The sequence below is a fragment of the Pyrofollis japonicus genome, from assembly GCF_033097485.1.
GTDB classification, from domain to species: Archaea; Thermoproteota; Thermoprotei_A; order Sulfolobales; family Pyrodictiaceae; genus Pyrofollis; species Pyrofollis japonicus.
Genome location: NZ_AP028634.1, coordinates 1,318,732 through 1,343,865 on the forward strand (window position 1 = coordinate 1,318,732; position 25,134 = coordinate 1,343,865).

The window sequence follows — 25,134 nt, forward strand, 5'->3', positions numbered from 1 at the left end:
TAGACGTTGCTTATTGCTGATGCCTAAGGTGTTGTTGCCTCAATCTGTGTTGCGGCTTTGGATACCTTTACGTGCTCCATGTGCAAAGATAGTGCCTCAAGCAATGGCTTCACAAGCTTATCTATAACGCTAAATATTTTCTGATGAAGCGTCTCGTATTCCTCCTCTTCGGAGTAAATAGCTCCGCGCTCTACGCCCTTCGGTACGCTTGATTCAACCACCAGAACAGAGGTCGCTTGGAGTTTTCTAGTCATAGCAACAGTGAAGAGGGTCGCTGTTCCCATGTCCATGGCGACAGCGAGCCTACTATACGTCTTCATTGACGCTTCTATCGCCCCCCCATTAAGGTAGAATGTGTCAACGCTCCACACAATACCGGGTATAGTTTTGATATCATGAACCTCGAGCGATTGCTGAACATGGTGAAACAGCTCATGGCTCGGTATTGCGGGCACCTCTAGAGGGGCATAAGCCTTTGACACACCATCACCCTTTATGGCCCCCGTAGCCAGGATAACGCTACCGATATCAACTTTGGGCGAAAGAGCTGTCGCCGCGTCAAGGTATAGAACCACATCTGTGCCCAAGCGGGCTAGCTCCTCTAAGAGTATCGCAAGTGCTGAGGGACCTATAGGGTGAAGTACTACTGTGAGACGTGTTCTATGGAACTCGCCAGTAGCTACGCGAAAGCCTGGCCTACCAGTTCGCTCAACAACATTGTTGAGATAGCTAAGAGCTCTTTCGTATACTTCTTCAAGGCTTGTAACGAGTGCATGGGTTGAAACGTCTCCTTTACTCGTCTTAGTAAAGATTTGCATTATGACCATGAGTCCTTAACCTCTCCCGCGGCAAATCTTCTGCATACGGGTTAATCTTATTTCATTCCTCTAGAAAGGCCCATAGCCTTATTTTGAGAGGATATAATGCAACGTAGATAAGGCTTCGGCTTGTAAACACCATAATAACAATTACTACGAATTAAATAAAATATTACTAATTATCATAAAACCAACTAATCAGACATGAAATACTACCGTGTACCCATGAGAGACTCTAAGACCCGGGGGGTAACTCTTAAAGGCTATAAAAATAACCCCCCCTATAGCCGGAGGGGGGTCATATGGAAGCTGCAACACTGAGAAACATAGGAAACATAGCGAACAATAACGAGCCCAAGGTATATGGAAGACACGTTTACGGTAACCTCTACGAATGCAACGAAGCAATTCTAAGAGACGAAGAGAGGCTGAGACAAATAGTAATCGAGGCAGCACGCATTGGAAACATGACGCTCCTAGACGTCAAAAGCTGGAAAATAGGAGAGGGCGTAAGCGTCGTCGCAATAGTACTTGAAAGCCATATCACAATCCACACCTGGCCCGAATACCACTTTGCGACAGTCGATGTATATAGTTGTGGAAAACACACTGATCCCGACAGCGCATTCGACTACATAGTAAAGATGCTTGGCGCGAAGCGCGTAGAGCGCGGAATAACATCAAGGAACCTGGAATAGGAGAAGCTCCTGGTCCTCCCCGATACAATCTTGTTTTTAACTATCACAGGACCCAAATCATCGCAACAACTATAGCATGATTATAGATTAATTCTCTTGAGTATATTGGATAGTACATCAGAAGCTTTCTCTGTTGCACTACTTCCTATAAACAAGTGCTCGCCTCCATCAACTACTAGTCTACCTCCCGATACGACTGTCTCAGCAGTAGCTATTGGTGTAAGTACATAAGGCTTAGCTAAGTTCGTCTCGGGGAACCAGGAGGGGGGTTCAGAGATATCGTAGACAGCTAAGTATGCTCTTTCATTCTTTTCTATGCCTCTATACTCGGTGTCAATGATTTTGTGGCAGCGGAGCGACAAAGCCTTGTATCCTTCGGCACCATACTCGAATATTACTTGGCCTGGAGAGATGTGTGGATAGATAAGTCCCGGGACATCGCTAGCTCCGAGAATATCGTGACCATACGCTCTAACATTAATTCCATTACAAATTGCTACCGATCTATCCATTACTTTACAGACAAGCTCCATCCAACTAGGTAACACTATTCCTTCACTATGCATTATGAGGGCACCTAGCTTTACTCGTACTTGTTCGCCGCCACTGACTTGTTCTATTTCTGAACGGATTTTTTCGAAATATGATTCACTGCAATTATTGCAGCTACTTATTGGCAGCAGTATAGCGCCCTCGAGGCCGCTCTCGATTAGCGCTCTTGCAACAGGTACAGCGTTTGGAGACACAGCAAGTATTCTCGTGTACCCAGCCAAACTCATCTCATAGAACGCCATAAGCGATAAATAGTATGCTTCTTCCGAGCTGAGCGATCTGCTGAACTCGATGAGCTTATCATCAAATACTCTTGGAGGTCTCCTAAGCGTCCTGAATAGATAGGCTTCTGGATAGACAAGCGGGGCACAGAAGCCGGGAAAAACTATGCGGCCCCTGCCTCCAAGCACAAGTTCAGCTATCTCTGCCTCCTCGGGGGGAGAGCCTACGCCTATATGATCTATAACACCATTGGATAGGTGAATGTATCCTGGCCCTTTTACCTCGTCTTCTTCAGCTATGTAAACATCAACGAACAAGAGATTTATGTTCATGCTGTGCAAGCCACCCCGCACAACGAGTAATAGCACTATGATGTTATAGTCCTCTAGTCAAATAATAACTACATGCAGACCCAATCACTGACAACACGTATATTGTTAGGCCCACAGATAGCCATACATGCAAGACACACCATACATGCAGAGACGTTTATGCTAAGTTTTCCATCCTTAACGCGTAATGCTTCTGAGGGACAAGCTTCCTCGCAGAGACGTGGATCTATATTATCTCCTACCTCTATCCTTGTCGCAACTATTCTGCAGCGAGGCTGTTCCATCACGGCTACCTCTGATCAGAGAAGCTGTGTGCGGGTATGTACCCGAGGTCGGACCCGGCGCCATATCGCCCGGATTATCCGGGTTCATCTCGTCCGCCGGGCCACCACCCCCCCCAGATTGCTTACGTATTCTTCTGAGCCGTATTAAAGCCATAATCCTTTGAGACGCCCCACCCTACATCATTTTATTTAATTCTTCCATAGCGTGCTTGAGAATTGATATGGCGTTACATTTCGCAACGCCCTCTAGACAAATCGGTGTTAAGACGATGTTTCCGCGCTTTAACTCATAAGTATCTGTTCCCTTAGCTGGCTCCTCCTCCTCGCCTTGAATAGAATAGTATATGACTTTGCCGTTTTCATCTCTCTTTACTTCTTTAGCTATTTGTCTAAAACGGATACGGGCTGGAGGAGCCACAACTATTCTGCTCGTGCTTGTGAGTCTCCGAGGAAAGTTAACGCTAAGCAAGTCTATTCCACGGGGAAGCATTTTTTGAGTCAAGAAGGAGGCCACAAGCCTTATAACACGCTGCATACGCACCAACGCAGCATAGTCCATGGCTTTAATATCATTCATGCTCCTAGCCTCTACCGAGAATGCCGCAGCTGGCATACCCATAAGTGCAGCGTGTACTGCTGCACCAATCGTTGCAGATGCGAGTATTGATTGAAGGCTAGTATTGTCGCCTATATTCACTCCGGAAAATACTGCATCATAAAGCCCATTGATGCTAGTAGCTATGTATACAGCATCTGACGGCAAACCATCGATAACTACTACCTCTTTTGAACCCCACAGCTTCTTCTTTACCGCTCTTATAGGCTTACCCAGCGTCATCCCATGGCCGCACGCGCTCTTCGCGCTAGATGGTACATAGACATCTACTCTACCAAGGTCTTTTACTGCTTCATAGAGTATTCTGAGCCCAGGGCTTTCAGCACCATCATCGTTAGTTATAAGCAAGCGTCTCACTTCTACCACCGTGCCGTAACGATGAACGCGACTTCTCGCGGATCTCGAGGAGCTTTTGAGGAGTTAGTTCACCAAGCTCTATTAACACGTGTATGTCTTCTTCGAGGTCAAGCTCTGTATAAACACCGTGTTCATTGAGTCGCCGCCTAGCCTCATATAGAGAGGTAGTCCCAGCAACTATTTGCGCGGGTTTCGAAAACTTGTAGACGTGCTCGGCTCGAAGAATAACTGCCGTCGCTTTAGATACATCTATCCATACTCGGCGAGTGCCACCCCGTATCTCATACCATCCATAGAACCCCTTAAATGCAAGCAAGGGGATACGGCCTGCCTCTGTATGTATTATACTTGTTACTTGTTCTAGGATTTCAGCATCCCTTGCACTTAGCCCCCTTACCCACATTAAGGCGCCACGTTTTGCAAGCTCCGCGATGATTCTATATAATTGCTTATCCGATAACTCGCCATCAGCTCCTGGCCCTTGTACTAGAAGTGCTGAGGGAAGATCACTATTTATTGCCGCTGCAAGCCCGAGAGAGTCTCCAAGGGGGCTCCAGAGTTCTTCCTCATGTCCCTCGGCAAGTACATCTCCTCCTACATCGACTAAAAGGATGGAATCACATCCATGCAGCACACTTAGCTCTTTGATTGCCCTACGTATTCCAAGTTCTCCTCCCCACCCGTCCACCGCGTATATCGGCACAACATTGTTCGAGAGTAATGCTGCCTTGCATACTGCTGGTACAAGAACGCGGCCGCATCGGTACGCAATGCATCCCCTATGGAGCAAAGCATACTCGTTGTACGTGGTTGCTGAAGCTATTTCCGAGAGCTTTATTGGGCCCGGGCATGGGTCCTTAACGTATCTTTCCCACGGCAGTGCTGCCACTATGGCTCTAGAGCCCTCTTCTGCAATCTTGTACGCATATAGTAGGGCTGTTGCAACATCTCCTCCACCTCCTGTAGAAAGCACTATGACGCATCGAGGCATATTACCATAAATTTCCTCGAGGAAGCACAAGCTTCATCACTCTATGATGCCTGGCCCATATGCCATAACACGGTTAGTGTTATTTATGTAGCCTCGTCTTTGCAGAAACTTTTGGAGAGAAGGCTTTGGGTAGACTCTTCGGTACTGACGGTGTTAGAGGCATCGTTAACCAAGAATTAACCCCTATTCTTGCGCTCAAACTAGGCCTTGCAATAGGGACATACTATGGCGAGGGTTCAAGAATTCTAGTAGGGCGTGATGGCAGAGCAGGCGGCCAAATGATAATGAATGCTGTGATTGCGGGCCTGGTTGCGAGCGGTGTAGAGGTATTCCTTGCAGGCAAGACAGGGTATGCGCCGACACCTGCCCTCCAGTTTGCCGTAAAGGAGCAAGGGTATGACGCTGGCGTAGTGATTACTGCTAGCCATAATCCACCCGAATATAACGGTATCAAGGTCATTAATTCTCTGGGCATAGAGATTGACAGAGAAACTGAGCGGAAAATAGAAGACATTTATTTTGAGGAACGCTTCAGATACGTACCATGGACTCGAATAAATGACTTGGTAAGGATAGACGATAACGTACTTGAACTCTATGTAAGAGACGTAGTAAGCAGAGTCGATAAGGGACTAATCAAGCAGAAAGGTTTCCGAGTTCTCGTAGATTGCGCAAATAATGTTTCAGCACTAACTAGCCCCGAGATACTTAGGCGGATCGGTGTAAAGCCGTATACGATTGCATGCAATATATCGCAGACCCCTTATCGAGAACCAGAGCCTACTCCCTCCTCGCTTCAAGAGGCTTCAGTAGTAGTGAAGAGCCTGGGCCTTGACCTTGGAGTCGGGCATGACGGTGATGGTGATCGGGCGATATTCATAGACGAGAAAGGAGAAGTGTGGTGGGGTGACCGTACAGCAGCACTCCTTTCGCGCTATGTGGCTGAGACAAAGCTAAGGGATGCCCCGAGAAGAGTCTATACTGCTGTATCAAGTAGTAGGCTTGTGGAAGAGTACTTGAGTGAAGCCAGTATAGAGGTCAAATGGACACCCGTCGGATCAATAAACATAAGCTATAAGCTCTTAGAGGAGGGCGGGGTAGCTGGGTTCGAGGAAAACGGTGGTTTCATCTACCCGCCGCATCTCTTGGCGCGAGATGGCGGAATGACGCTTGCACTTTTCCTCGAAATGATGGCCAGGGAGAAGAAAAGCGCATCCGAACTCTTTGCACAGCTGCCACGATATTATGCTGTTAAAATTAAGGTTCCTATGCGAAGAGAGAAAGCTCTTCAAGTAGTAAGAGCACTTATAGAGGAATATAGTGCTAAGGAGGGGGTAAGGGTAGTGACCGTTGACGGGATACGGGTCGATGCAGAAGATTATTGGTTCCTTGTGCGTCCCAGCGGCACGGAACCGGTACTGAGAATAATGGTTGAGGCAAAGACTCCAGAAAGGGCTAAACAGCTCGCAGAGGAGCTGAGAGAAAAGGCTAGGAGGTTGGCGTCGCAATGAAGTATCGCTTCATGGACTTGGCTGCATGCCCTGTATGTAAGCACTTCCCTCTGGAGCTATACGTAATAGAGGAGAGGGTTTATCCTGAAAGAGAAGAGCAGATTAAAAAACTGTTAGAGAAATATAAGCCGCCACTCTGTGAACTCTATTGTTATAGGCTACAAACACCCATAGGTAAGAAAATCGAAGAAGTTGATGGCAATACTCCGTGTGCTGAGTGCCTGAAGGTAGAGGTTGTTACAGGTATAATATATTGCCCGAATTGTAAGCGATGGTATCCGATAATAGACGAGATACCTAGGATGCTGCCGGATAATCTACGTAAAAAAGAAGAGGATTTGAAATTCCTGCGAAGATACCAGGATAAAATCCCCGAAAAGATACTGCGCGAAGGAAAACCTTGGAATCTATCTGACGATAAAAAGCAGCGATGAAGTTGATATTAGAAAATACTTTGTTTTAACACACTCTTAGCCAGCTACTTGTATACTACTATTACTAGCCTTCCTCTCCACTCGCTCATTTCTATCTTGACTTTGTCGCCTTCCTTCCACCGAATACTTGCAACCAGTTCATCGGGCAGCCTAATTAGGTAGCCTTTTTCGTCTTTTTCAACTACACCCTCGTAGACTGTCATGGTTTTATCCCCCGATTGTTTACCGTTACATGTCAGCGTGTATACAGTATTCTTTATCTGCTTCTCTTCTTTGGTATAATTATTTCAACGATCTTATTTGGTCTAACGTTTACCTTTATGTTATTAGGATCAGCATCTGGAGGTAATGGTAATTCATGCTCGTATGAGCGTAGCACTATGTTCTCGCCAACAACTGTTCCATAGATATCGCTGAATCGTACCTCTTTTTCGAGAGAAGCTCTGATTATTAATCTATCCTCTGTCGCTTTTACGTCTATTGTTGAGGTGTCTGCACCAGCAAGATCCACTAGTACTATGTAGGCATCAGGTGTCTCGTAGAGTGTATAGAGTGGTTTCAATGAGCCCGTTTGTGCTGTGAAGGCGCTTGTAGCGGTTTCCAGTGTTTCTTCAAACGTGCGTTCTACTTCTTCAAGTATCTTGCGATGGATTCTTTCTATTTTCTTACGGATTTCCTCGAAGCTCATGGTGCTACACCCCGACAGAAGCATCACGCATATAATAAGGGACTCGGGCCGCCCATCTCTGCCATTGCTTCTCTCGTCTTCTTCATTAGGCCACGTAGCCGTACACGAATCATTTCTGCTTGTTCTAAGAGCTTCTTTACGTCGATATCTTTGCCTATCGCTTTTGAAAGCACCGTTAGTACGCTTGCTGCTGCCTCTGGGTCCGGGAACTCCACGTAAGCATCTGCTAGTAACACAATGTTTGCGACGCGTTTTCGTATAGCTTGTTTAAGTATGAGCGCATAGGGACCCACTAGATATCCATTACTAAATAATTCTATTCCGAGGTTTGATGCAAGACTTCTAGCTTTTTCATTACTAGCTATCCAGTACACATTAGGCTTTTCAATATTTATTCTATTAGGTGAGGCAATGCCAACTATGGAAATAATGTAGTCAACGCTTTTCCTTATAGCATAGTCTATTATTAGTCTTGACAGTATATGGATCACGCTGGCAGGTATTGGGGTTTCGGCTACAAGAGCCATCAAGTTGTCCTTAGCATATATGCGTAATGGAGGACGTACTTCGCCTTTAGATATCACTGCTACAGGGGGCATTAGTGGCTCTATGTCTATTCCGGCAACTTCTTGTAACCCCATTGTTTCAATTATATGGTTAGACGATATTACCCCCACTAGTCCGGTGTCTGGCAATCCTAGTATGAAGAAGCTTGGCTTCTTTAGCTCGAACTCGGCATATTCCATAAGAGTTAATCCATCAATACTTTCTTCATATACTATATTGGGCAAACGACGTCTCCCAGTATACTATGAATTAACTGTAGAAGGCAGTACATATAGATAGTCGTCACCACAAATATTGTGGCAAGACCTCCTGCAGTACACTCGCCTCGGTTCTGTAACAGAGCGGGGTACTGTGCCTCCTTGCCGTTTCTCTGAAAATTGTTTCGGCTAACCTTTCGCTATTTTCAGCCCCCACAACATCTGTATCGATTAAAATAGCATAGGTTATTAATATGTTAATACGATTCTCATCGTTTATAAATACGATTTAAACCCCGTGTCAACGCCCACTCTACTTTGGTGCCCCGGGATGGTCGATGTTATTATCACGTCAAGGGAAAATGATGGAGCTGCTTGGTTTGAAGACGATAAAATATTTATCAATATCCGTTGGCTACAAGTAGAGGACGAGGCTGAGTGGTTTATCGATGAAAGCTTTATTCATGAATATGTTGAACACATTCTGGGCCTTGGCCACGAAAATGCAGTGTTCGTTGAAAGAGTTCTGAGAATGATGCTTTATAGTCAATGGTATGGACAGTGCCCTATTAATATCCTTTATGGAGATCACTATGAAACCAATAGCAGGATTAATAAAGCACTTTCACAGCCTGAGCATGAGGCACTCCAGCTATCTTTATCACAGCATCAGGATGGACTAGTTTCCTCTTAATTGCTGCGTTAATAGTATTTATTCCCACTAAGTTAAGAATTGTAGCCTCTTCCGCCTTCTCCATAGCGACACTGAGTGGTACGAGGATGCCGCCGTAAAAGTACTTGTTTACATCAAGAACCAGGTTGTTCTCGGAGAATCTTTTACCTAAGAGATCCTTATCACATATTGCTATTATCTTTTCGCCTTGGGCCTCATGTATCTTCATGTACACTAGGGGCTCCTCATTACGCATAATTTACCACTCCGACTTGTTTAGTTCGTGTCATCTGCCATCTATAAATATTAGTTCTTAGTCGTGTTATCTCGCTAAGGGGGTGCAGGATTGAGCACGAACAAGGACGTAGCCAAGCTTCTCTATGACTACGATTACTTGCTAAAACGGCTCTATGAGAGATTACCAGCGAAAGGCACAAAGGCGTCTCGATTCGAGTTACCTAAGCTTATAGTCGAAAGGGTTGGTAATAAAACGATAATAAGGAACTTCAAACAGATAACTGATGTTATGAGGAGAGACCCGCGCATTGTAATGAGATATCTTCTTAGGGAGCTAGGTGCTAGTGGCAACTATGATGAAGAAAATGGGATGCTAACAATCAATGTAAAGGTTTCAACAGCTACTCTCAACAACCTCTTACAGCGCTTCGTTAAAACCTATGTTATCTGTCCAACATGCGGTGCCCCAGACACAAGGCTTGAGAAGAGAGGAAAGACATGGGTGCTTGTCTGCGAGGCGTGTGGTGCCGAACAGCCAGTGCCTCCACTTTAGCGTCCTAAGTAGCTCTATGGTTTTCACAAAGCCTTTTTGCAAACAACCAATTTGGGTAGAAATACTCAAGTGCGCTTCATATGCTTTAACAATTCGGTATCCGGCTGTGGGGAAGCCGCTCTTACAGCTAATGACGGCTTCACGGTAGCTTGGCGGCGGTGCTATAATAATGTGGCCGAAGACGCTCTATGCACGAATACTTGGCAAACGCATTCGCACAGATAGACTACCAAGCCATGTTGCTATTATTCCTGATGGTAATAGGCGTTGGGCGCGCAGACGCGGCATGCCTTCCAGCATGGGCCATTATAGGGGCTACAAAGTCGCGAAGCAAGTCTTAGACAGATTATGGGATCTAGGCATAAACTATGTTACTTTCTATGCGTTGTCGCGGGAGAACTGTTTAAGAAGGCCGCGTGAGGAGCTGGAGGCGATATATAGGCTCTTATCTATGGCTGTTGACGACCTATTTGCCGATGACAGAGTTAGGTCCGGGGAAGTGCGTGTTTACTTTGTCGGTGATTTCTCGCTTCTTCCGAACTGGCTTAGAGAGAAGATTTATTCCATAAACGAGGCGACAATGAGGAACGGGCCCCATGTCTTAAGTGTTGCAACTTGTTATGGAGGCAGATGGGAAATAGTGGCAACGGTAAATAACATAATTAACTCTCTCGCTAAAGGAGACAATACAGCCAAGTGGCTTGAGGAAGATAGTTTCCGCAAGCTCATGCCGCTAGGCCAGTTCCCGGAACCTGATCTCCTTATACGAACCGGCGGCGAGATACGACTTAGCGGTTTTCTCTTATACCATGTAGCCTATACAGAGCTCTACTTTACGAAGAAACTGTGGCCGGACTTTGACGAAGTGGAACTATACAGGGCTATTCTTTCCTATCAGTCTCGTGAGAGGAGGTTTGGGCGATAAATCTCTCAAACGCCTTGGCTGCTCTCCATGTAACTGCTACAGCGATGATAGAGCCAATAGCGTATAGGCTGAATCCACTAGCTGCTAGAGCCCTTATGAATTCTGAGACTGACATAGTCTCCATTTTCTCGAGCGCTGATGACACCGTGTCGAGGAGTACCGCGGCAACAATCACGATTGCTAGTGCAACTATCTCCCTATATAGCCCAAGTTTTCCCGAAACAAACTTTGAAGCCGCGTGGCCAAGTATAGCTATCGTCGCCGAGAAGCCCAGTAGGCTCGTAACATTCCTAATCAGGCTTGCCAGTAACTGTGGTGTTAGTTGTTCCTCTGAATGAATCTGGGATACTATGAGTACAAGTGCTATAATTGCTGTTATTGCGGCTGTCGAATAAGCCACTATAGTTACGGGCGTTTCGGTGAGAGCTTGCATAAGCCGATCCTCAAGGTCAAATCCCCTAACCATCATGGCCAAGCCAGCTATAAGGAGACCTACAAGAATCGCTTGCCGAAGCATCCCTAGGAGAGCAAGGGCAGAGAATACGACAAGAACCACGCCAGGGACGCCTAAGAAGAGCCTTGCAAATCGCGGCTCAGTTAGGGCTTTTTGTATGTATTTTGCGAAAAGCATGTAGGTCTCTTCAACACCTCTATGCTGCTTCACGACCACACGTTTTACAGCTATTATTGGTGCAAGCGACGATATCGCCGGTATCAGCGCCTCATCCTCTGAGCCATCAGTAACTAGCACTAAGCCATCAGGATGATACATATTGATTAACTGCTCTACCTGTCTACGTGCCTCGAGAACCGCGTCTACACCACCACGTTGACTACCCGCTACTACTGCCACCTCGGCCTCATAGCCCTTAAGCCTCATTTCATCAAGCAGCTTTATTGCCGCAAAAAGTGCATTAGCATCAGAGTCCTCTGGATCATAAAGAGCAAAACGAGTAGCCGCTTCAAGCACCTTCTCGCGACCAATTATAGGAGTTGAAATACCTGCACGCCCTAAGTCATCATCTATATCAACAACTATTACTAGTATCTTTTTCATTCCTTCTCTTCCTCTAGCTCATCCGGGCTACTAGAGTAGAGCAGCCGTAGCTCTTCGAGCGTTAATGGTTCTCCACGCTTTAGTTTTTCTTCTATGAGGCGTCTCTTCTCCTCATATATCTGCAGAGCCTTGGCTTTTTCCTGGCCAAGTCTAAGCTCCTTTAGCTTCTCGCTTAGCTCCCGAAGCTCCTGGACCCTTTGATTTATTTGGCTACGTAGCTCCTCGATACGTGTTGAGAGTTCCTCGAGCTGCTTGCTAAGCTCATCTATTTGTGGACTCAATTCTTCGAGCTGTGATCGGAGGTTGTTTATGCGCTCGTCTATTTTACTTATCTTTTCACTTATCGATCTTATCTCTTGGCCTAGGCTGCGCAACTGGAGTCTGAGACCGTAGAGCTCTGCACGTTTTTCCGTAAGCTCCTGCAGGTACTTTCTAGCCTCCATGGCTTTCTGGAGCAATGCTTCAAGACGGACAATTTCATCAATTATCTCTTTTTCCTCCTCGGGCCTAAGCACGCTCGTCTGTTGACGCCATTCAAGCTCCTCTATTCGGCGCCTTATTGCGTTAATACTCTTTCGCGCTAGCGGTCGTAGCTCTGCAACTATTCTCTTCTGTTCCTCAAGCTCGTTTACAACTGATTGCAACCTGCCTAGAAGCTCTCGGCGTTGCTGCCGTAGGTTTCTAACTTGCCCGACGAGTTTACGTCGCTCTTCCCTAAGCTTCTTTAGCTCCTCGCGCAGGCTCTTCGCACGCTCTATTAGCTTTCTACGTTGCTGCCGAAGCCTCTTAGCCTCCTCGATGAGAGCGTACCTTTGTTCCTTGAGCTGCTTTATTTCCTCACGTAGCTGTGTCATTTTATCGATTATGCTTTTCTCTTCTACTTCGATAGGCGTGCTCAAGGTTGTTCAACCCATTGGTTTAAGGGAGGGATGTGGAGTACTCTTGACAGAGGCTTGCGCCGTGAACATGTACTCGTGGAAGGGACTATTTATCCGACTCTCCCTCTATGCCCTTGGCTGTGTTCATGTATAGTTTTTTGCGAAGCGTAGTCGATCTAGCACCCGATAATATTTCTAGTACAATATCTAGGAGTTCATCCTGGTTTAAACTAGCTGATAAGTCGTGAAATCTGCCAGTCTTCTCGGCAAGCTCGACTGCTATTAGGTGGTAGCAAGGCACCGTCTTCTCCTCATTTACTACTCGTATAGAGAAATGGGGGCAATTACAATACATGCGCCTTATAACTAGGTAGTCCGACTCCCTGCCCATAACTGCCCAGAGTTCTAGAGGAAAAACAGAGAGACGTACTACTCTTAGCTCGCCAGCAGCGCTGCGCGCTGCTGGCGGAGGGTTCTCACTTAGCCTAATCACTTCAGATATTAGTTCGCTTAGCCTATCCCTTGCTACCTGCGCACCGTTCTTCGGCATTTATGGATCCTCGCCGTGTCTGTTTCTCCAACTACTATCTCGTCTACAAGGCCTATGAATAAGCCATGCTCAACAACACCTGGCACGTTTTTCAGCCCAGCAACAAACTTTTCTACGTTTTCTAGCTCCCACGGCCACGCATCAATGATCGCGCCATAGTTGTCTGATAATGCTGGTCCATCTCTACACTGGCACGCGTTGCGTATCTCGGCCCTCACACCTATCGATTTAAGGTACGATAAGACTGGTTCTGCAGCTACTGGTATAACCTCAATGGGCAATGGCTTGTTAAGATAGCCGAGCCTTGGTGAGACCTTCGACTTGTCTATAACTATTATTGTGTGCTTGCTGTTAAATGCAAGGATTTTCTCTCTTGTAAGAGCCGCGCCCCTACCCTTAATGAGGGGGCATTCCTCCGTGAGTACAACTTCATCTGCACCATCAAAGTAGAGGTCAATTGTTTCTCCGGGCAGGTGAGTATAGGGTTCTAGTCCGTATCGCCTTAGCGTGAACCATGTATCGAGGCTAGAAACGTATAGTTTTAGCTTCTTTATTTTTTCAACTATCTTACGATCTGATAACAAGTACTCAATAACAAGCCTTACTGTTGAACCCGTGCCGACTCCAAGCCTTTCTATACTGTCAATTCTCTCTGCTATGAGTTCTGCCGCAAAACGGGCTGCATTAAGCTTGGCTTGGTTCGCACTCAAGAACTCTGCCCCGAAGGTCATACCACGTCGCATCCACTATTTCAACGTTACACCATTGGCCAGGCAAGGCCTCATTCTCCGGGAGTATGACTGGCATATAGTTGAAGAGCTTCGTGTCAAGACCTCCTCTTTCACCCCTAGATACTACAAGTGCTCTTGCTTTTGACCCAACATATCTTCTGTGCTCTTCTAGCCCGATTTTCGCAATTATTTCTCCAAGCTTCTTTGACCGCTGTTTCTTAACAGGGTCAGGTACTTGGGGGAGACCCGCCGCCACGGTACGAGGCCTTGGAGTATACTGCGCGAGATGAACACGCTCAAATCGCAGCTCCTCGACAAGCTTGACTGTGTTCTCAAAAGCTTCCTCGTCCTCTCCCGGATGACCTACAATTATATCAGTGGCAATCATTACGCCAGGTATCTTTGAACGAATCTCCTTCACTATAGACTTATATTCGTCCACGGTGTACTTTCGCTTCATTATCCTAAGTACTCTGTCATCGCCGCTCTGTACTGGCAGATGAACAAACTTGAAGAAGCGTGGATGCCTAAGTAGCTCAATAAACTCGTCAAGTATTGGTTCTAGCTGGTCTGGGCTCATCATTCCAATGCGCACCATAAAGTTTCCTGGAATCTCGGTAATAGCCTCCATTAGTTTCGGCAGAAGCCGCTTGCCTTCGATATCGATGCCATATACTGCAACATCTTGTCCTGTAAGCCTTACTTCAACAACACCGCGCCTCACGAGCTGCTTGATAAGATCCACTACCTGTCTTAACGGCCTACTATAGACCTTCCTTCGGGCCAGCTTTGTTATGCAAAACGTACAGTCTCCTAGACACCCGTCAGCTAGAGGTACCTCAGCTACTCTGCCGCGCTGCATAAGCCGCGGTTCAGGCATGTATAGAGTCTTGGGGATTTCCGGCTCCTCTAACAAATCAGCCCTTTTCTCAATAGCCTCTACTACCCGGTGGACATTGTACGTAGTAACTATTACGGAGTTGGGTGCAAGTTTCTTAACTTTATAGGGCTGGGCTGTCGCCATACAACCCGCGACAACTAGGAGCTTTGCTCTTTTTGCCGTATAGTCGCTTAGCGCCCTTATTCTTTTTGACATCTTTTCTTCGGTATCAAGCCTAACTGTGCACGTGTTAATAATGACCACATCCGCTTCGTCAACGTTGTTAACTATTTCATAGCCTGCACGCTGGAGAGACGTCTTCATTAGCGCAGTATCGGCGAAGTTAAGTGCACATCCATACGTTTCTATATATACTCGTCGCATTGTATCTCACCACTTATTTGTAGTCTCCATGGTCTTTTGCCTTGCAGCGCTGCCATACCTCGTTAATGTACGTAGAAGCCCTAATCTAGTTTAACAAGTGTAAACGTGTATGATTTAGGGCGTATTATCTTATCAGCTTGGTGCACAAATTCGCTTCGGGATCCTAGGGCGGTCATCCCCCGGAAGCGGGAGGAAGAATTACTATTTCATCACCATCCCTTACCTCTGCGTCAAGATTAGTCTCCTTCCCGTTTAGGACAAATAGTACATCAAGCCCTCTCTTACCTAGCTCCTCTACGAGGTTCTTGAGCCTAGGGTATTTGACAAAGAGCTCGTCAATCACATCTCGTAACTTGGTGCTAGTGTTCTTAATCTCAATATCTACTTTATCCTTTCCACCAACAGCCTCGCGCAAAAGCGCAACAAGCTTAACGTGCACTATAGGCATAGCATACTCCCAGGTAACACACGTTAATATCACGTACCCTTATATTTCCAAACCTAGGCCCCACCGCACTTAGATGTCTATACCGGCACTATTACAAAAGGCCTTGACTCGAGAATCGCAAGACCTATCTTACGGCGGGCGCTGTAGAGAAGCCTCCATAAACTCCCCCTTGAAACACCCATTATAGCGGCTGCCTCCTCCTGTGTACGTCCCTCCAGGTAGACAAGCTTGTAGGCTTCAAACTCATCACTATAGATTATTATAGGCTCATTACAGAGAGACTCAGAACCAATAACTGGTATGAAGATTTTCGCATTCAGAGGGCCTGGAGCCAGTCTCCCAATCCTTTCCCAGACTTCTCTTAGGCACTTCCAGCGGTGGCCCCATCTATGCCTCTTGCCTCTATGACCCATCCTTACTTTCACCTAGCTGCAGGACTATTGAAGAATAAGTCTTATTTCTAGCATCACTGGGAAGGAGATAAATAAAAGCAATTTAAAAAAGCTAAGATATCTGGACTCGAGCTTAGGCTTTTCCTAGGATCTTTCGAAGCTCTTGTATTCTTGCATCTATTTCCTTAATTTCTTCCTTTATAGCCTCTAGCTCGTATTCTAGGTAACGGCGATATTCTTCCAAGTAGCGTAGCTCTTCTTCGGGCCAAACGGGATAGGGGGCTGGAAATAGCGCTGGATACATGTATGGCAGGTAGGGCGGAACTGGTACAGGACGCCGCCAGTATGGCCAATATGGTATGTAGTATATCCACCACCAAGGCATTGTGCGCACCCCTATTTTGGTAAAACGCTATGCTGTTGTACGCGCTTTACCAGTACCAGGGATTATAGACCGGCACTGGATGCTGGTAAAGCCAGTACCAGGGATAGTAGCGGTTCCAGTAGATCCAGCCCGGTAACCCGAAGAGCCGCCAACAAGCTCCTCTTCCGCCGAAGACCCAGCCGGGTCGCATCCATGGCGGAAGATAGCTAAATGGGCCTTTTCCTGGCCACGGGCCCCACCAGCCTCCTTTCCAGCCCCAGCCTCGGCCCCACCATCTCCACGCCATAGGCATCACCTAGTCTGTTCGACTGGCTCCACTCAGTACTAGAATATAGTTGGGGACGTATAAATCTTTGTGCAACTGTACGGAACAGAAAGATAAAGCTATTTGCAGACTAATACATGAGTATGCGATCTTCTAACCACATATTCTGCTACACTACCCATACTTCCACCAACAATTATTAGCGAAGAACCAATCATCCGGGCATAATCGAGCACAACTTTCTGGGGACGACCACGCTGCACAACCGTGTTGACAACTATTTCGCCACCTGATGCAAGGCTCCTGGCAAGGCGCGCTAGTCTTTCACGTGCTTTTACTTCTTCATTCTCGGCTTCGGCTACATGCAATAGATAAAGGTCTGCTTTACTTTTACGAGCAATCTCAGCCCCACAAGATAGAACCGCGTCAAGATACTCATCGAAATCAACGGCTGCAAGAATAGGTTTACCCACAAAGGGGTTCATTGGTGGCCTGAGTTCGACTCCGTCCTCTTTATTATGTCTGTAAGGCTTTGAAACGAAGACAGGCTTAGAACTAACATGCAAGAGTTCCTCAACAGTGCTTCCAAGTAAGAGGCTACGTAGCCAGCCATGACCCCTAGAAGCAACAACAATGTAGTCAGCTTTCACTTTTTCAGCTTCTTTTGCAAGCCGGTGTGCTGGGATAGACGGGCCAACAATCTTAAAATCAACACTAAATCCTTGGTCTTCAAGATACCCAGCGTATTTTTCAAGCTTTTCTAACGCTTCTCTCCTTATACTACTTAAAAGCCCTTCAACATCAAATCCCGCAACATGGTCAACTACTTCTAAGGGGATAACATAGACCAGAGTGAGCCGCCTAGTCTCTATAACCTTTAGCGACGGAAGCCATCGAACAAAGACGTCGCTAACTTTAGACAAGTCTATCCCGACAAGTGCGTGTACAAACAAGATGTAATCCCAAATACATAGGTTATCGTATTGCTAATAATTAAAACACTACGCTATCCATAATCATATTCTTAATCATGCAAGAGACAGCAATCTTTTCACTAGATGAGGCCGGCGATCAGAATCAATGTCAAGGCTCTTAGCATTCATTAAAACCGGTATAATACAAGCCTGGACGAACGGCGAATTATACTTTACGCAACCTGGCGTTCCATAGAGGATCCAAACGATAAGAATTGGAAACTGTTGTGGCGCCGGGGGCGGGATTTGAACCCGCGCGGCCGTGCAGCCACCGGCTCTTCAGGCCCGTGTCATATATATTACAAGTTCCCATAGAAACCGTGATCCGGGAACCCAGCATTACTATGCGAATTACTGATGGAATTATAATTATTGCACCAGGAACCTTTATCCAGATCATATTTCCTGTCCAGCGACGTGTTGGGGCTCAGAGAACCGTTGCAAAAGGGGGACATTCTAGGTTGTTGCGGTTCTGGTTGTTGCATATTTCTTCATTCCCGGCATGCAGCTCTCAAGGTAGTCTTTGAATGCGTAGTAGAGTGTTGGTGTGCCTAGTGCTATGAGGATGGCTGAAGCCGCTATAGCTCTCGCCAGCTCGCCTCCTCTAGCCGTTTTCGTGGAGGCGACTGCTACTAGGAGGACCCCGGTCACCAATAGTATTAGGCCGGCTGCGAACCCGAGCGTGTCCAGCAACATTCTCTTCCCCTCGTAGCGGCACGCCATGAGTGCGGCAAGGCTAACTCTGTACCTCCTTCTAGCACCTAGCAGCAACACAATGATGACGACAAACACTAGGACTGGCGCGAGCGCCGTGAGGAACCTAGCACCACCGGGGGAGGCTCTAGCAAGAGGTACAAGCGCCAAGACGAAGCCGCCAAGAAGCCCACTGGCAACGAGCAGCTCATCCCGTCTCCAGGCACCAAGCCCGACAACAAGCCCTAGGAGAGAGGAGGCAATGAACAAGACAAGAGAAACGGCATCCACGACTACACGCCCCCCCGGCTAGGCCATGCGCTGGGAAGCCGCGGGACGTCTCCGCTCTACTAGGCGGCTATGCCTATGTCTCAGCAAATAGTATAGCAGGATCATGGCGGCCTCCCCCGCGAACAACGAGGCCACTACCGCGTCCTCAACAATCTTTGGCACACGTATACCGAAGAGACTCACGGCGCTCACGAAGCCTGCAAGGCATCCGCCGAGCACCATTGCTAGCCGGGAAATAATGCGTAGCTCTTTCTCATAGCTCTCGCCCCGCCTCCCTGCGGTAAGCATTTCCCAAAGCGCTATCACTGCTAGAGTTATACTAGCAACAAACGTGAGTAAACCAAGTAGGAAGGAAGTACTAGGCAATGCCGTGTCCCTACTAAATAATCCTCATAATGATTGCTAAAAAGCTAACGCGTATACATTCATATAGCCTCTACATATGTGGAACAAAAACCCAATAGCTTGAAGGTAACTGCTTGCTAATTTTCTTCCACAGCAGATGTTACGCAGAAGCCAGGGGCCAGCATCCTAGAAGCCGGGACTCCTCCTTACAGAATATGCTCTAAGGGGACTTAGTGAGACCTAGGATGATAGCAATAGCTATTACGAGTGATGATAGAAGAACGAGTAGCGATACAGCATCCTTGGCCACGAGTAGTCCTGCGAGCACAGCGACGACGTTGATAATCCCTGCACCATAAAGGAGGTACCGTACTATGAGCCTAGCTAAACCAAACACGGCAAAGCCTACAGCAAATGCATAAAGGGCGGCTGATACCAGCAGAAGAATGACGGATACGGCTAGAACCCTATTACATGAACGACCACACTGTAGGCTACCCAAATGCACTGCCGCAGAAACAGCCACTAAGGCAGCTATTGAGACAAGCAGGATAATATTAAAAAATACTTGTTTGGCATGGGTTATGTCACGAGCCATTCTGTTCATCCCCATACACATCCTACAAAGCATCCAATTAAACAGCCTATGGTTGACGCCCCCAATATAATTGAGCACCAGGCACAGTAGCTACATGATATTACTTCAAAATAGCATAACCCGCATGCTAAGGCACAACTAGCACCGAGTATTGCATTAGGTACTCCACACACATCAGAAGCACACTGCTTTAGACAGTCCCAGTATCCGTCTGTTATTATTGCTATTGTTTTTGCTTTCTTGTTGTATGGTTGTAGGTGCTTCTGCACCAGCACAGAGAGATGACGCAGCTCCATTGCTACTTTGGGCCAGATTGTCTTTGTGTCGTTGTCTCCGCGTGATATCTTCACTAGTGTCTTTGCTAGTAGCTTGTAGCTCTGCGACAGTGTGGTTTCGTTTGGTATTACCACTATATCGGCTACTGGGTGTTCTTGGCGGGGCTCGATATTCGCTGTTGTTATGAAGTACTTGTAGTTGCCGGTCTCGGGGTCCGTTATGATCCTTGTAACTATTGTTACGTTGAAGCCTGGGTGCTCAGCCCTATAGGCTAGTAGGTAGAAGCTCTGGCTATAGGTCTGGTTGTATACTGTTATCTCCGCGAACACCATTCTCCTCGTCGAGGTGTTAAGCTCGTAGATCTTCTCAACACTAATATTGAAGGCTGTACTGGAGTGAGCTGTTACATTGCACACTCTTGTGGCATTGGTTAGGTTTAGTACTTTGTTCAGGGTAGTTATGTTTAGAACTAGGTGGCCGAAGCGGCCGCGCTGATCAAGCTGTGCTATGACGAGCCTCTTTATGAGTAGGGTGTTATCACCAGGGCTAAGCGCGTAGGCTACGGTAGCGTTGCTAGGCAGTAGCGGCGCCACGACTGGCAGCAGGAAGACCGGCAACAATGCTAGGATGAGGCCCCGCTTAGCCACCAAGCCGGGACGGGACATACGTCTCACCCTTCAACACCCTCTTCATATATATATATATATGAAGAGTATTAGTCTCATAAGTAGACTGGGTAAGTTTCGGACAAACAATTCCCGCGTAAGATATATAACCAGCCGTTTTTCACCAAAAGGAGCCAACAGTGTTGCAACGATTATGGGAGCAGAAGAAAATGGTTTATGCCGAGAAGGTTGTAGTGCCTAGCCTTAGGGCAAGGGGACGAAGCTGGTGATCGCTTCTTATCCGAGATAGCAGACTAGATACAGCGCTTTGTAGAGATAAGGCGCTAAGCTAGCTATGCCTTGTCTATGTCACCGTCTAGGAAACAAGCTGTTCTTTATCGAAGTATGTAGCGTTCTATCTCGCCTTTACTGGTTATTCTGAGTATGTCCCATTTCTCACCGTCGAAATGTATGAGGTACGTGTTTTTGTGCAGGAGGCCTTTCTCGAGCTCTTTCACGTTGCAGGGCTTGAATACCTTGGCGTCCAGCTCTACTATCTTCTTGGCCCTCCTGTACTCTATCCTAGCGCTTATTGGCGCCTCTGGCTCATCTGCCACGTCTTACTCCTCTATCTCGTATATGATTATCCTACCGTCACCGGTCTTCTCGACTATGAGGTCCCTGGACAGCCTCCTTATCTCCCCGGGCCTGAGGGAGGCTATTTCTCTTGGCCTGACCTGCTTCCAGAGGGCCTTTGCTAGGCGGGTTATGATTCTCGAGGAGAGGGCCAGGGCACCGGCCACGCTCTGTGCCTGGGTAGTGTCGCCCTCTATGCTTGTCATCCCCGTTGTGTCGCTGGAGCCCTGGACTGGGAGTAGTTCTAGGCCCTCTACTGGCGGCTGGGCGACCCGGCTGGGGCTCCAGGGCTTCTGCCTACTAATGCTCAAGCCTGCTCACCCTACTGGTTTCCACATGATCTTGGTGCTCCAGAATACTAGGTAGAGTGGTTCACCCATATCTGTTCTGTAGCTCGTGTTGCGCGACACCATTGCTGCTTCGCCGCTTACGCGTATCCGGTACCTCTTATCGCCGACCGGTAGCTCTATCTCCTCCCAGGCGGGCTCCTGGCTCTCTATGTCCACTAGCTCCCAGCCCTCCTGGGGAGGCTTATCTGGCGGGGCAAGCGGCTTGTTCCTCACAGCCTCCACGAGCTCCTCGGGCACATGGAGGGATGCGACGCCGCCAGCAGTCTTTACCGCGAAGTTTGCTCCCCCAAAGGGGGAGAAGCCGACGTACCTAGCCCCAACTATGACAACACGGAGGACGAGCCTGCTCCCATCCGTGAGCACTACTAAACCTGGCCTGCTCGATACAACCGTGTAGACCCCACTATTTGTGGCGCTCAAGGATCAAGACCCCAGGTAAGCTAGGAATAATATTCTCTACTTAAACTCCCTGCCAATAAGCTAATGCATTATTGCACTGTCTAAGTTTAAGTTGCAAGTAGTTTATCTAATGAAGTCGAATAGAGCCTTAGCGCCTTGCTAGTGGTGCCTCAAAAGCTTGAGCCGTCTATGTATAGGTGTTTGCGGGGAAGTGCTATTTTGTTGGCTGTATTACTTGTATATTTGGGTTTGTTGTATGTGTTGTAATGATAGCGAGTGCATTGGCTCTATGCGTGGCGTTGGGATAGTGGGGGTGCTTTGCCGCCGCCTAGGCTACATGTGCGGCGTCGACCCGGAGGCCGCCCCGGTCCTCGCCGCCTACGAGCTCGCAGTCCTCGAGACCTACCTCCTCCTCTACAACGCTGGAGGCGAGGAACTCGTCACAGAGTGCCTGGGGGACGAGAACTGCCTACGAGAGCTAATAGACACAGTTAACACCGCCGCAGAACTCCACATAAGGGGCAACAGGTACTTCTACACACTCACACTAAGAGACATCGAAACCATGCTCCGGATCGCCGAGAAGCTAGCTCTGGTAAGCAAGTCCCATAGATAAATATGGCCTATAAAGTGCCTAAAGGTTACTCTTGTGCGAAGAATCTAGGAAAACATTGAAACCAAAGGTATTTTGCGCGATGAATTGCTGAGGAACGATCTAGGAGAAAAAGGAGCCTCCTTCTAAGCCTGACTGTCATCAAGGCCTTAACTATTACCTCTAAGAATCAAGGACAGTAGAGCTTGACATACCAGTCCTTGGCTGCACAATTCTACGGCGCTTTTAAACGGGGGTGATATGAGTCGGCATGTGGGTTGTGTCTTAGTTGTCGTTCCCTAGTAACTTATAGGGGCGTTGGTGGATGCCCTTTCACTTCTCTCAAGGTTCTCGCTTGCCTCCTTGTCTGATACTCTTGGATCGAAGGCAGTTATGAGACTAGTTGCCAGCGCACAGTCTGTTACGAGACTACATGGGCAGGTGTTTTGCCCGCGGCATTTAAGGAAACGAATTATGCCTCATAGCTGTCTTGCCGCTCTACCGGGCCGCAAGGACTCGTAGCCACCTTCGCGGCCACGGCGGCCACGTGAACAGCCCATGTAGGTGTATAGCGATGACTTGAGGACTCATAACTGGCCTAGAAAAACCAAGACCAGCCCTCATAGCTGCCTTGAGCCATAAGGGAATGATTCCTAAGCAACTGTCGAGAAATCTGCTTGCCGTCACCCCTTCGTACTCATGTATACACGTAGCTGGGCAATAATTATGAGGAGAGATTATGAGAAGTAGTGAACGGTTAGGAGTCGTTGCATACGTATTTTAGGAAAGATGGTACTATTAAGCGCGGCTACACGGCGAATCACTTGACAAGGGAGGTAAGGGATGGGATAGAGTAGGCTGTAGCAGGCCCCATGCGGGAGAGCATGTCTGCTATGATTATTGGTGCAACAATTACCAGCACCAGCTGGTAGGATTGGGGAGAAGACACAACACAACTGCTGCCTAGAAGGTAGAGGGCTTAGAAAGGCGAGAAAAGCTTGTTTGTTCGAGCCTCAGTACCCCTTACCACATATCGGCGTATTCAATGTCCGGGTTGTATAGTAGTGCGTAGTCCTCTTCTCCGCCCCCTCATCCTCGCCGTCCTTATGGATTCGAACGCTCTCCGCAAGTCGTTGTAACGCACATGGCTATAGGGTATTGGTACATATACTACCGCGTTATCGTGGATAGCGAGAACCCCTTCCCTGTAACCGACTTTAGAGAAGAACACCTCAACAACAAAGGGGTTGTCGAACACGAAGAGCTTCATGCCGAGACTGCCTCTCCTATAGTTATAGTATAGGGCTAGTAGTAGGAGCTCCCCGCCTTCACCCATGTATGTTATTACATCCTCCCATCTGGTAGTAAACATTGTGTCGCTCATCCGCTTAAGGGTTTTGAGCCTCATCGCTATGCGCTGAGGCACCGTTGCTGATTTACCTGTATACCTTCTCAGCCTATATTCATCGTATATGTTGATAACTATGTCCCTAGTCCTCAAGACAATCCTTTGGTTCGATGATGATCTTAGTACGGTGTATTTCTTTACCCGAGTCCTCCTAAGCTGCTGATACATGGGCTCCGGGATAAGAACCTCTACAGGCCGGAGTGATGAAAGCACGAGACCCCTAGTAGCCGAGTACACTGATTTCCCGTACCGTGCCGGGTTGTAGCCATAGGCCTCGAAATAGATCATTCTCGATAATTCGCGACTATATACGGTCATGATTAAACCCCATGAGGGGGTCGATAGCCATGGAGGCGAGTAGGAGGGCGTGGCTTAGCGCCGCATTACCGCTGACCGGGAATAATGGATTAATGAGTGTCAGCTTCCTGACAACGAGTATAGGTATAGATACTCGAGGAGCGTGGAGGTCTAGCACCCTGAGCTCAAGCAAGTCTTTAACGAGTATCGCCTCAGTTGCACGGGGATTGAGGGCTGTGATTAATCCCCTGCTCTTGTCTATAACAAGTCCAACAACAGACCATGGCCATGGAAGCGGGAAGGCTTGCAGCCTCTGTGCTAGTATACGGGCTCTTTCTCCATTACTGATATCGCTCGGCATCTTGTCGAATTTTATAATTGGTTTGCTCTTGTGAAGCAGCTTATAGACACTGATCTTATCTAGTATGCGGTCGACATAGCCGTATGCGTAGGGAAGCCTTGTAGGCTGTTTAATGCGTGTCTGCGTTATTTCTATAGTTGCTATAGCAATATGGTTGCTTACAGCTATTATCCTCGACGCACACCAGTGCTGCTCAAGGAACCTCTTAAACGCCCAGAAGTCTCTGAACCTTTTCACCGATACCATTCTCGGCCTCTTGCCCGGTACAGGTGGAGATACCTGGGTAACTAGTTCCCCATCAAGCTTTGAGAGAGCCTCATAGGGGTTGAGGAACACGAGTTCATATGTAATAGTATCGATGCGTGTTGGCTCGATATGCGCGAAGGTTTTTGGCCTAATACGCCTCTCAACATTATACCGTGAATTACATGAACTATAAGCCTCGAACTCATAATAGTCGGGAAAGCTTAGTATACCTCGTGAGCAGCACGATTCTCGTAGCGCCTCGAGTACAGGGATAAGCAGTCCCTTAACCCTCTTCAACCCTATCATCTCAGAAGAATTCTATAGCATTGAAAGGCACTTAAAAAGTGGCAAAATACGCTCCACACTCTTGCTCCATAGAATGAGCAAGCGCAAGTAGTGGTAGATAAGAGATAAGTATTACACAATAATTATATGATT

The 25,134-nt window shown here is 47.5% G+C and carries 34 protein-coding genes; 6 read left to right on the top strand and 28 right to left on the bottom strand.

The annotated features are described in order from the left end of the window. Positions 1 to 23 precede the first annotated feature (23 nt). Positions 24 to 827 carry a nucleoside phosphorylase gene (locus tag SBG41_RS06815; RefSeq protein WP_317894805.1) on the bottom strand — a complete coding sequence of 268 codons (804 nt, stop codon included), beginning with the start codon at positions 825 to 827 and terminating at the stop codon, positions 24 to 26. Positions 828 to 1,120: 293 nt separating this feature from the next. On the opposite strand from SBG41_RS06815, the gene speD reads away from it, so the two are divergent. After that, entirely contained in the window at positions 1,121 to 1,516 is a 396-nt protein-coding gene (speD, locus tag SBG41_RS06820; RefSeq protein WP_317894806.1) for an adenosylmethionine decarboxylase, read from the top strand. An 80-nt stretch (positions 1,517 to 1,596) separates the two neighbouring features. On the opposite strand, the gene SBG41_RS06825 is transcribed toward speD, so the two are convergent. The 4 genes from SBG41_RS06825 to SBG41_RS06840 all read right to left on the bottom strand — a co-directional run bounded on the left by SBG41_RS06825 (position 1,597) and on the right by SBG41_RS06840 (position 4,900). Next, the gene (locus tag SBG41_RS06825) at positions 1,597 to 2,622 is read right to left on the bottom strand and encodes a hypothetical protein (RefSeq protein ID WP_317894807.1); all 1,026 of its coding nucleotides are present in this window, start codon (positions 2,620 to 2,622) and stop codon (positions 1,597 to 1,599) included. Between the two features lie 68 nt (positions 2,623 to 2,690). Beyond that, complete coding sequence (locus SBG41_RS06830; protein ID WP_317894808.1) at positions 2,691 to 2,906, bottom strand: 4Fe-4S dicluster domain-containing protein; 216 nt, start codon at positions 2,904 to 2,906, stop codon at positions 2,691 to 2,693. A gap of 175 nt (positions 2,907 to 3,081) precedes the next feature. After that, positions 3,082 to 3,879, bottom strand: coding sequence for a 5'/3'-nucleotidase SurE (gene surE, locus SBG41_RS06835; RefSeq protein WP_317894809.1), 798 nt, complete (start codon positions 3,877 to 3,879; stop codon positions 3,082 to 3,084). Continuing rightward, complete coding sequence (locus SBG41_RS06840; protein WP_317894810.1) at positions 3,857 to 4,900, bottom strand: DUF1152 domain-containing protein; 1,044 nt, start codon at positions 4,898 to 4,900, stop codon at positions 3,857 to 3,859. The genes surE and SBG41_RS06840 overlap by 23 nt, the downstream gene beginning before the upstream one ends. A 95-nt stretch (positions 4,901 to 4,995) precedes the next feature. Between SBG41_RS06840 and glmM the strand changes: the two genes are divergently transcribed. Further along, complete coding sequence (glmM, locus tag SBG41_RS06845) at positions 4,996 to 6,381, top strand: phosphoglucosamine mutase (protein WP_317894811.1); 1,386 nt, start codon at positions 4,996 to 4,998, stop codon at positions 6,379 to 6,381. Continuing rightward, positions 6,378 to 6,815, top strand: a complete 438-nt coding sequence (locus tag SBG41_RS06850; protein ID WP_317894812.1) for a Trm112 family protein — start codon at positions 6,378 to 6,380, stop codon at positions 6,813 to 6,815. The genes glmM and SBG41_RS06850 overlap by 4 nt, the downstream gene beginning before the upstream one ends. 44 nt (positions 6,816 to 6,859) lie before the next feature. Here the strand turns inward: SBG41_RS06850 and SBG41_RS06855 are convergent, their stop codons facing one another. From SBG41_RS06855 to SBG41_RS06870, 4 genes are all read right to left on the bottom strand, one after another. After that, positions 6,860 to 7,018, bottom strand: coding sequence for a hypothetical protein (locus SBG41_RS06855; protein WP_317894813.1), 159 nt, complete (start codon positions 7,016 to 7,018; stop codon positions 6,860 to 6,862). Between the two features lie 53 nt (positions 7,019 to 7,071). After that, positions 7,072 to 7,503 (bottom strand): Hsp20/alpha crystallin family protein, encoded by a 432-nt coding sequence (locus SBG41_RS06860; protein ID WP_317894814.1) that lies wholly within the window; start codon positions 7,501 to 7,503, stop codon positions 7,072 to 7,074. Positions 7,504 to 7,526: 23 nt separating this feature from the next. Further along, the gene (locus tag SBG41_RS06865; protein WP_317894815.1) at positions 7,527 to 8,294 is read right to left on the bottom strand and encodes a proteasome assembly chaperone family protein; all 768 of its coding nucleotides are present in this window, start codon (positions 8,292 to 8,294) and stop codon (positions 7,527 to 7,529) included. A gap of 584 nt (positions 8,295 to 8,878) precedes the next feature. Beyond that, positions 8,879 to 9,196, bottom strand: a complete 318-nt coding sequence (locus SBG41_RS06870; RefSeq protein WP_317894816.1) for a DUF424 domain-containing protein — start codon at positions 9,194 to 9,196, stop codon at positions 8,879 to 8,881. 90 nt (positions 9,197 to 9,286) lie between these two features. Here SBG41_RS06870 and SBG41_RS06875 point away from each other — a divergent pair, with 90 nt between their 5' ends. After that, positions 9,287 to 9,730 carry a translation initiation factor IF-2 subunit beta gene (locus SBG41_RS06875; protein WP_317894817.1) on the top strand — a complete coding sequence of 148 codons (444 nt, stop codon included), beginning with the start codon at positions 9,287 to 9,289 and terminating at the stop codon, positions 9,728 to 9,730. A 169-nt stretch (positions 9,731 to 9,899) separates the two neighbouring features. Then, a complete protein-coding gene (gene uppS / locus SBG41_RS06880; RefSeq protein WP_317894818.1) occupies positions 9,900 to 10,655 on the top strand; it encodes a polyprenyl diphosphate synthase in 756 nt (251 codons plus the stop codon). Here the strand turns inward: uppS and SBG41_RS06885 are convergent. The 17 genes from SBG41_RS06885 to SBG41_RS06965 form a co-directional block, all read right to left on the bottom strand. Next, positions 10,612 to 11,712 carry a DUF373 family protein gene (locus SBG41_RS06885; protein WP_317894819.1) on the bottom strand — a complete coding sequence of 367 codons (1,101 nt, stop codon included), beginning with the start codon at positions 11,710 to 11,712 and terminating at the stop codon, positions 10,612 to 10,614. The genes uppS and SBG41_RS06885 overlap by 44 nt on opposite strands. Beyond that, positions 11,709 to 12,611, bottom strand: coding sequence for a coiled-coil protein (locus SBG41_RS06890; RefSeq protein WP_317894820.1), 903 nt, complete (start codon positions 12,609 to 12,611; stop codon positions 11,709 to 11,711). Before SBG41_RS06890 ends, SBG41_RS06885 begins: the two co-directional genes overlap by 4 nt. A gap of 85 nt (positions 12,612 to 12,696) precedes the next feature. Beyond that, positions 12,697 to 13,140: an SWIM zinc finger family protein gene (locus SBG41_RS06895; protein ID WP_317894821.1), complete on the bottom strand. Its 444-nt coding sequence runs from the start codon at positions 13,138 to 13,140 to the stop codon at positions 12,697 to 12,699. Continuing rightward, a complete protein-coding gene (gene rpiA, locus SBG41_RS06900; protein WP_317894822.1) occupies positions 13,116 to 13,850 on the bottom strand; it encodes a ribose 5-phosphate isomerase A in 735 nt (244 codons plus the stop codon). Before rpiA ends, SBG41_RS06895 begins: the two co-directional genes overlap by 25 nt. Then, the gene (locus tag SBG41_RS06905; protein WP_317894823.1) at positions 13,825 to 15,135 is read right to left on the bottom strand and encodes a tRNA (N(6)-L-threonylcarbamoyladenosine(37)-C(2))-methylthiotransferase; all 1,311 of its coding nucleotides are present in this window, start codon (positions 15,133 to 15,135) and stop codon (positions 13,825 to 13,827) included. Before SBG41_RS06905 ends, rpiA begins: the two co-directional genes overlap by 26 nt. A gap of 172 nt (positions 15,136 to 15,307) precedes the next feature. Then, positions 15,308 to 15,583, bottom strand: a complete 276-nt coding sequence (locus SBG41_RS06910; RefSeq protein WP_317894824.1) for a MoaD/ThiS family protein — start codon at positions 15,581 to 15,583, stop codon at positions 15,308 to 15,310. Between the two features lie 77 nt (positions 15,584 to 15,660). Further along, positions 15,661 to 15,996 carry a DUF134 domain-containing protein gene (locus SBG41_RS06915; protein ID WP_317894825.1) on the bottom strand — a complete coding sequence of 112 codons (336 nt, stop codon included), beginning with the start codon at positions 15,994 to 15,996 and terminating at the stop codon, positions 15,661 to 15,663. A 112-nt stretch (positions 15,997 to 16,108) separates the two neighbouring features. Continuing rightward, on the bottom strand, positions 16,109 to 16,360 hold the full coding sequence (locus SBG41_RS06920; RefSeq protein WP_317894826.1) for a hypothetical protein: 252 nt from the start codon (positions 16,358 to 16,360) through the stop codon (positions 16,109 to 16,111). Positions 16,361 to 16,406: 46 nt separating this feature from the next. Continuing rightward, positions 16,407 to 16,646 carry a hypothetical protein gene (locus SBG41_RS06925; RefSeq protein WP_317894827.1) on the bottom strand — a complete coding sequence of 80 codons (240 nt, stop codon included), beginning with the start codon at positions 16,644 to 16,646 and terminating at the stop codon, positions 16,407 to 16,409. Positions 16,647 to 16,744: 98 nt separating this feature from the next. Next, positions 16,745 to 17,578, bottom strand: a complete 834-nt coding sequence (locus SBG41_RS06930) for a universal stress protein (protein WP_317894828.1) — start codon at positions 17,576 to 17,578, stop codon at positions 16,745 to 16,747. A 477-nt stretch (positions 17,579 to 18,055) separates the two neighbouring features. Then, positions 18,056 to 18,583 (bottom strand): hypothetical protein, encoded by a 528-nt coding sequence (locus tag SBG41_RS06935; RefSeq protein WP_317894829.1) that lies wholly within the window; start codon positions 18,581 to 18,583, stop codon positions 18,056 to 18,058. Between the two features lie 18 nt (positions 18,584 to 18,601). Continuing rightward, positions 18,602 to 18,949 carry a hypothetical protein gene (locus SBG41_RS06940; protein ID WP_317894830.1) on the bottom strand — a complete coding sequence of 116 codons (348 nt, stop codon included), beginning with the start codon at positions 18,947 to 18,949 and terminating at the stop codon, positions 18,602 to 18,604. Between the two features lie 199 nt (positions 18,950 to 19,148). Beyond that, complete coding sequence (locus tag SBG41_RS06945; RefSeq protein ID WP_317894831.1) at positions 19,149 to 19,526, bottom strand: hypothetical protein; 378 nt, start codon at positions 19,524 to 19,526, stop codon at positions 19,149 to 19,151. Between the two features lie 5 nt (positions 19,527 to 19,531). Continuing rightward, the gene (locus SBG41_RS06950) at positions 19,532 to 20,467 is read right to left on the bottom strand and encodes a hypothetical protein (protein WP_317894832.1); all 936 of its coding nucleotides are present in this window, start codon (positions 20,465 to 20,467) and stop codon (positions 19,532 to 19,534) included. A 335-nt stretch (positions 20,468 to 20,802) separates the two neighbouring features. Then, on the bottom strand, positions 20,803 to 21,024 hold the full coding sequence (locus tag SBG41_RS06955) for a hypothetical protein (RefSeq protein WP_317894833.1): 222 nt from the start codon (positions 21,022 to 21,024) through the stop codon (positions 20,803 to 20,805). Positions 21,025 to 21,027: 3 nt separating this feature from the next. Next, complete coding sequence (locus SBG41_RS06960) at positions 21,028 to 21,354, bottom strand: hypothetical protein (protein WP_317894834.1); 327 nt, start codon at positions 21,352 to 21,354, stop codon at positions 21,028 to 21,030. A gap of 6 nt (positions 21,355 to 21,360) precedes the next feature. Beyond that, on the bottom strand, positions 21,361 to 21,813 hold the full coding sequence (locus SBG41_RS06965) for a hypothetical protein (protein WP_317894835.1): 453 nt from the start codon (positions 21,811 to 21,813) through the stop codon (positions 21,361 to 21,363). Positions 21,814 to 22,048: 235 nt separating this feature from the next. Here SBG41_RS06965 and SBG41_RS06970 point away from each other — a divergent pair, with 235 nt between their 5' ends. Continuing rightward, the gene (locus SBG41_RS06970) at positions 22,049 to 22,408 is read left to right on the top strand and encodes a hypothetical protein (protein WP_317894836.1); all 360 of its coding nucleotides are present in this window, start codon (positions 22,049 to 22,051) and stop codon (positions 22,406 to 22,408) included. A 1,018-nt stretch (positions 22,409 to 23,426) separates the two neighbouring features. Here the strand turns inward: SBG41_RS06970 and SBG41_RS06975 are convergent. Further along, positions 23,427 to 24,110, bottom strand: coding sequence for a hypothetical protein (locus SBG41_RS06975; protein WP_317894837.1), 684 nt, complete (start codon positions 24,108 to 24,110; stop codon positions 23,427 to 23,429). After that, positions 24,097 to 24,993, bottom strand: a complete 897-nt coding sequence (locus SBG41_RS06980; RefSeq protein WP_317894838.1) for a hypothetical protein — start codon at positions 24,991 to 24,993, stop codon at positions 24,097 to 24,099. Before SBG41_RS06980 ends, SBG41_RS06975 begins: the two co-directional genes overlap by 14 nt. Positions 24,994 to 25,134: the final 141 nt, after the last annotated feature.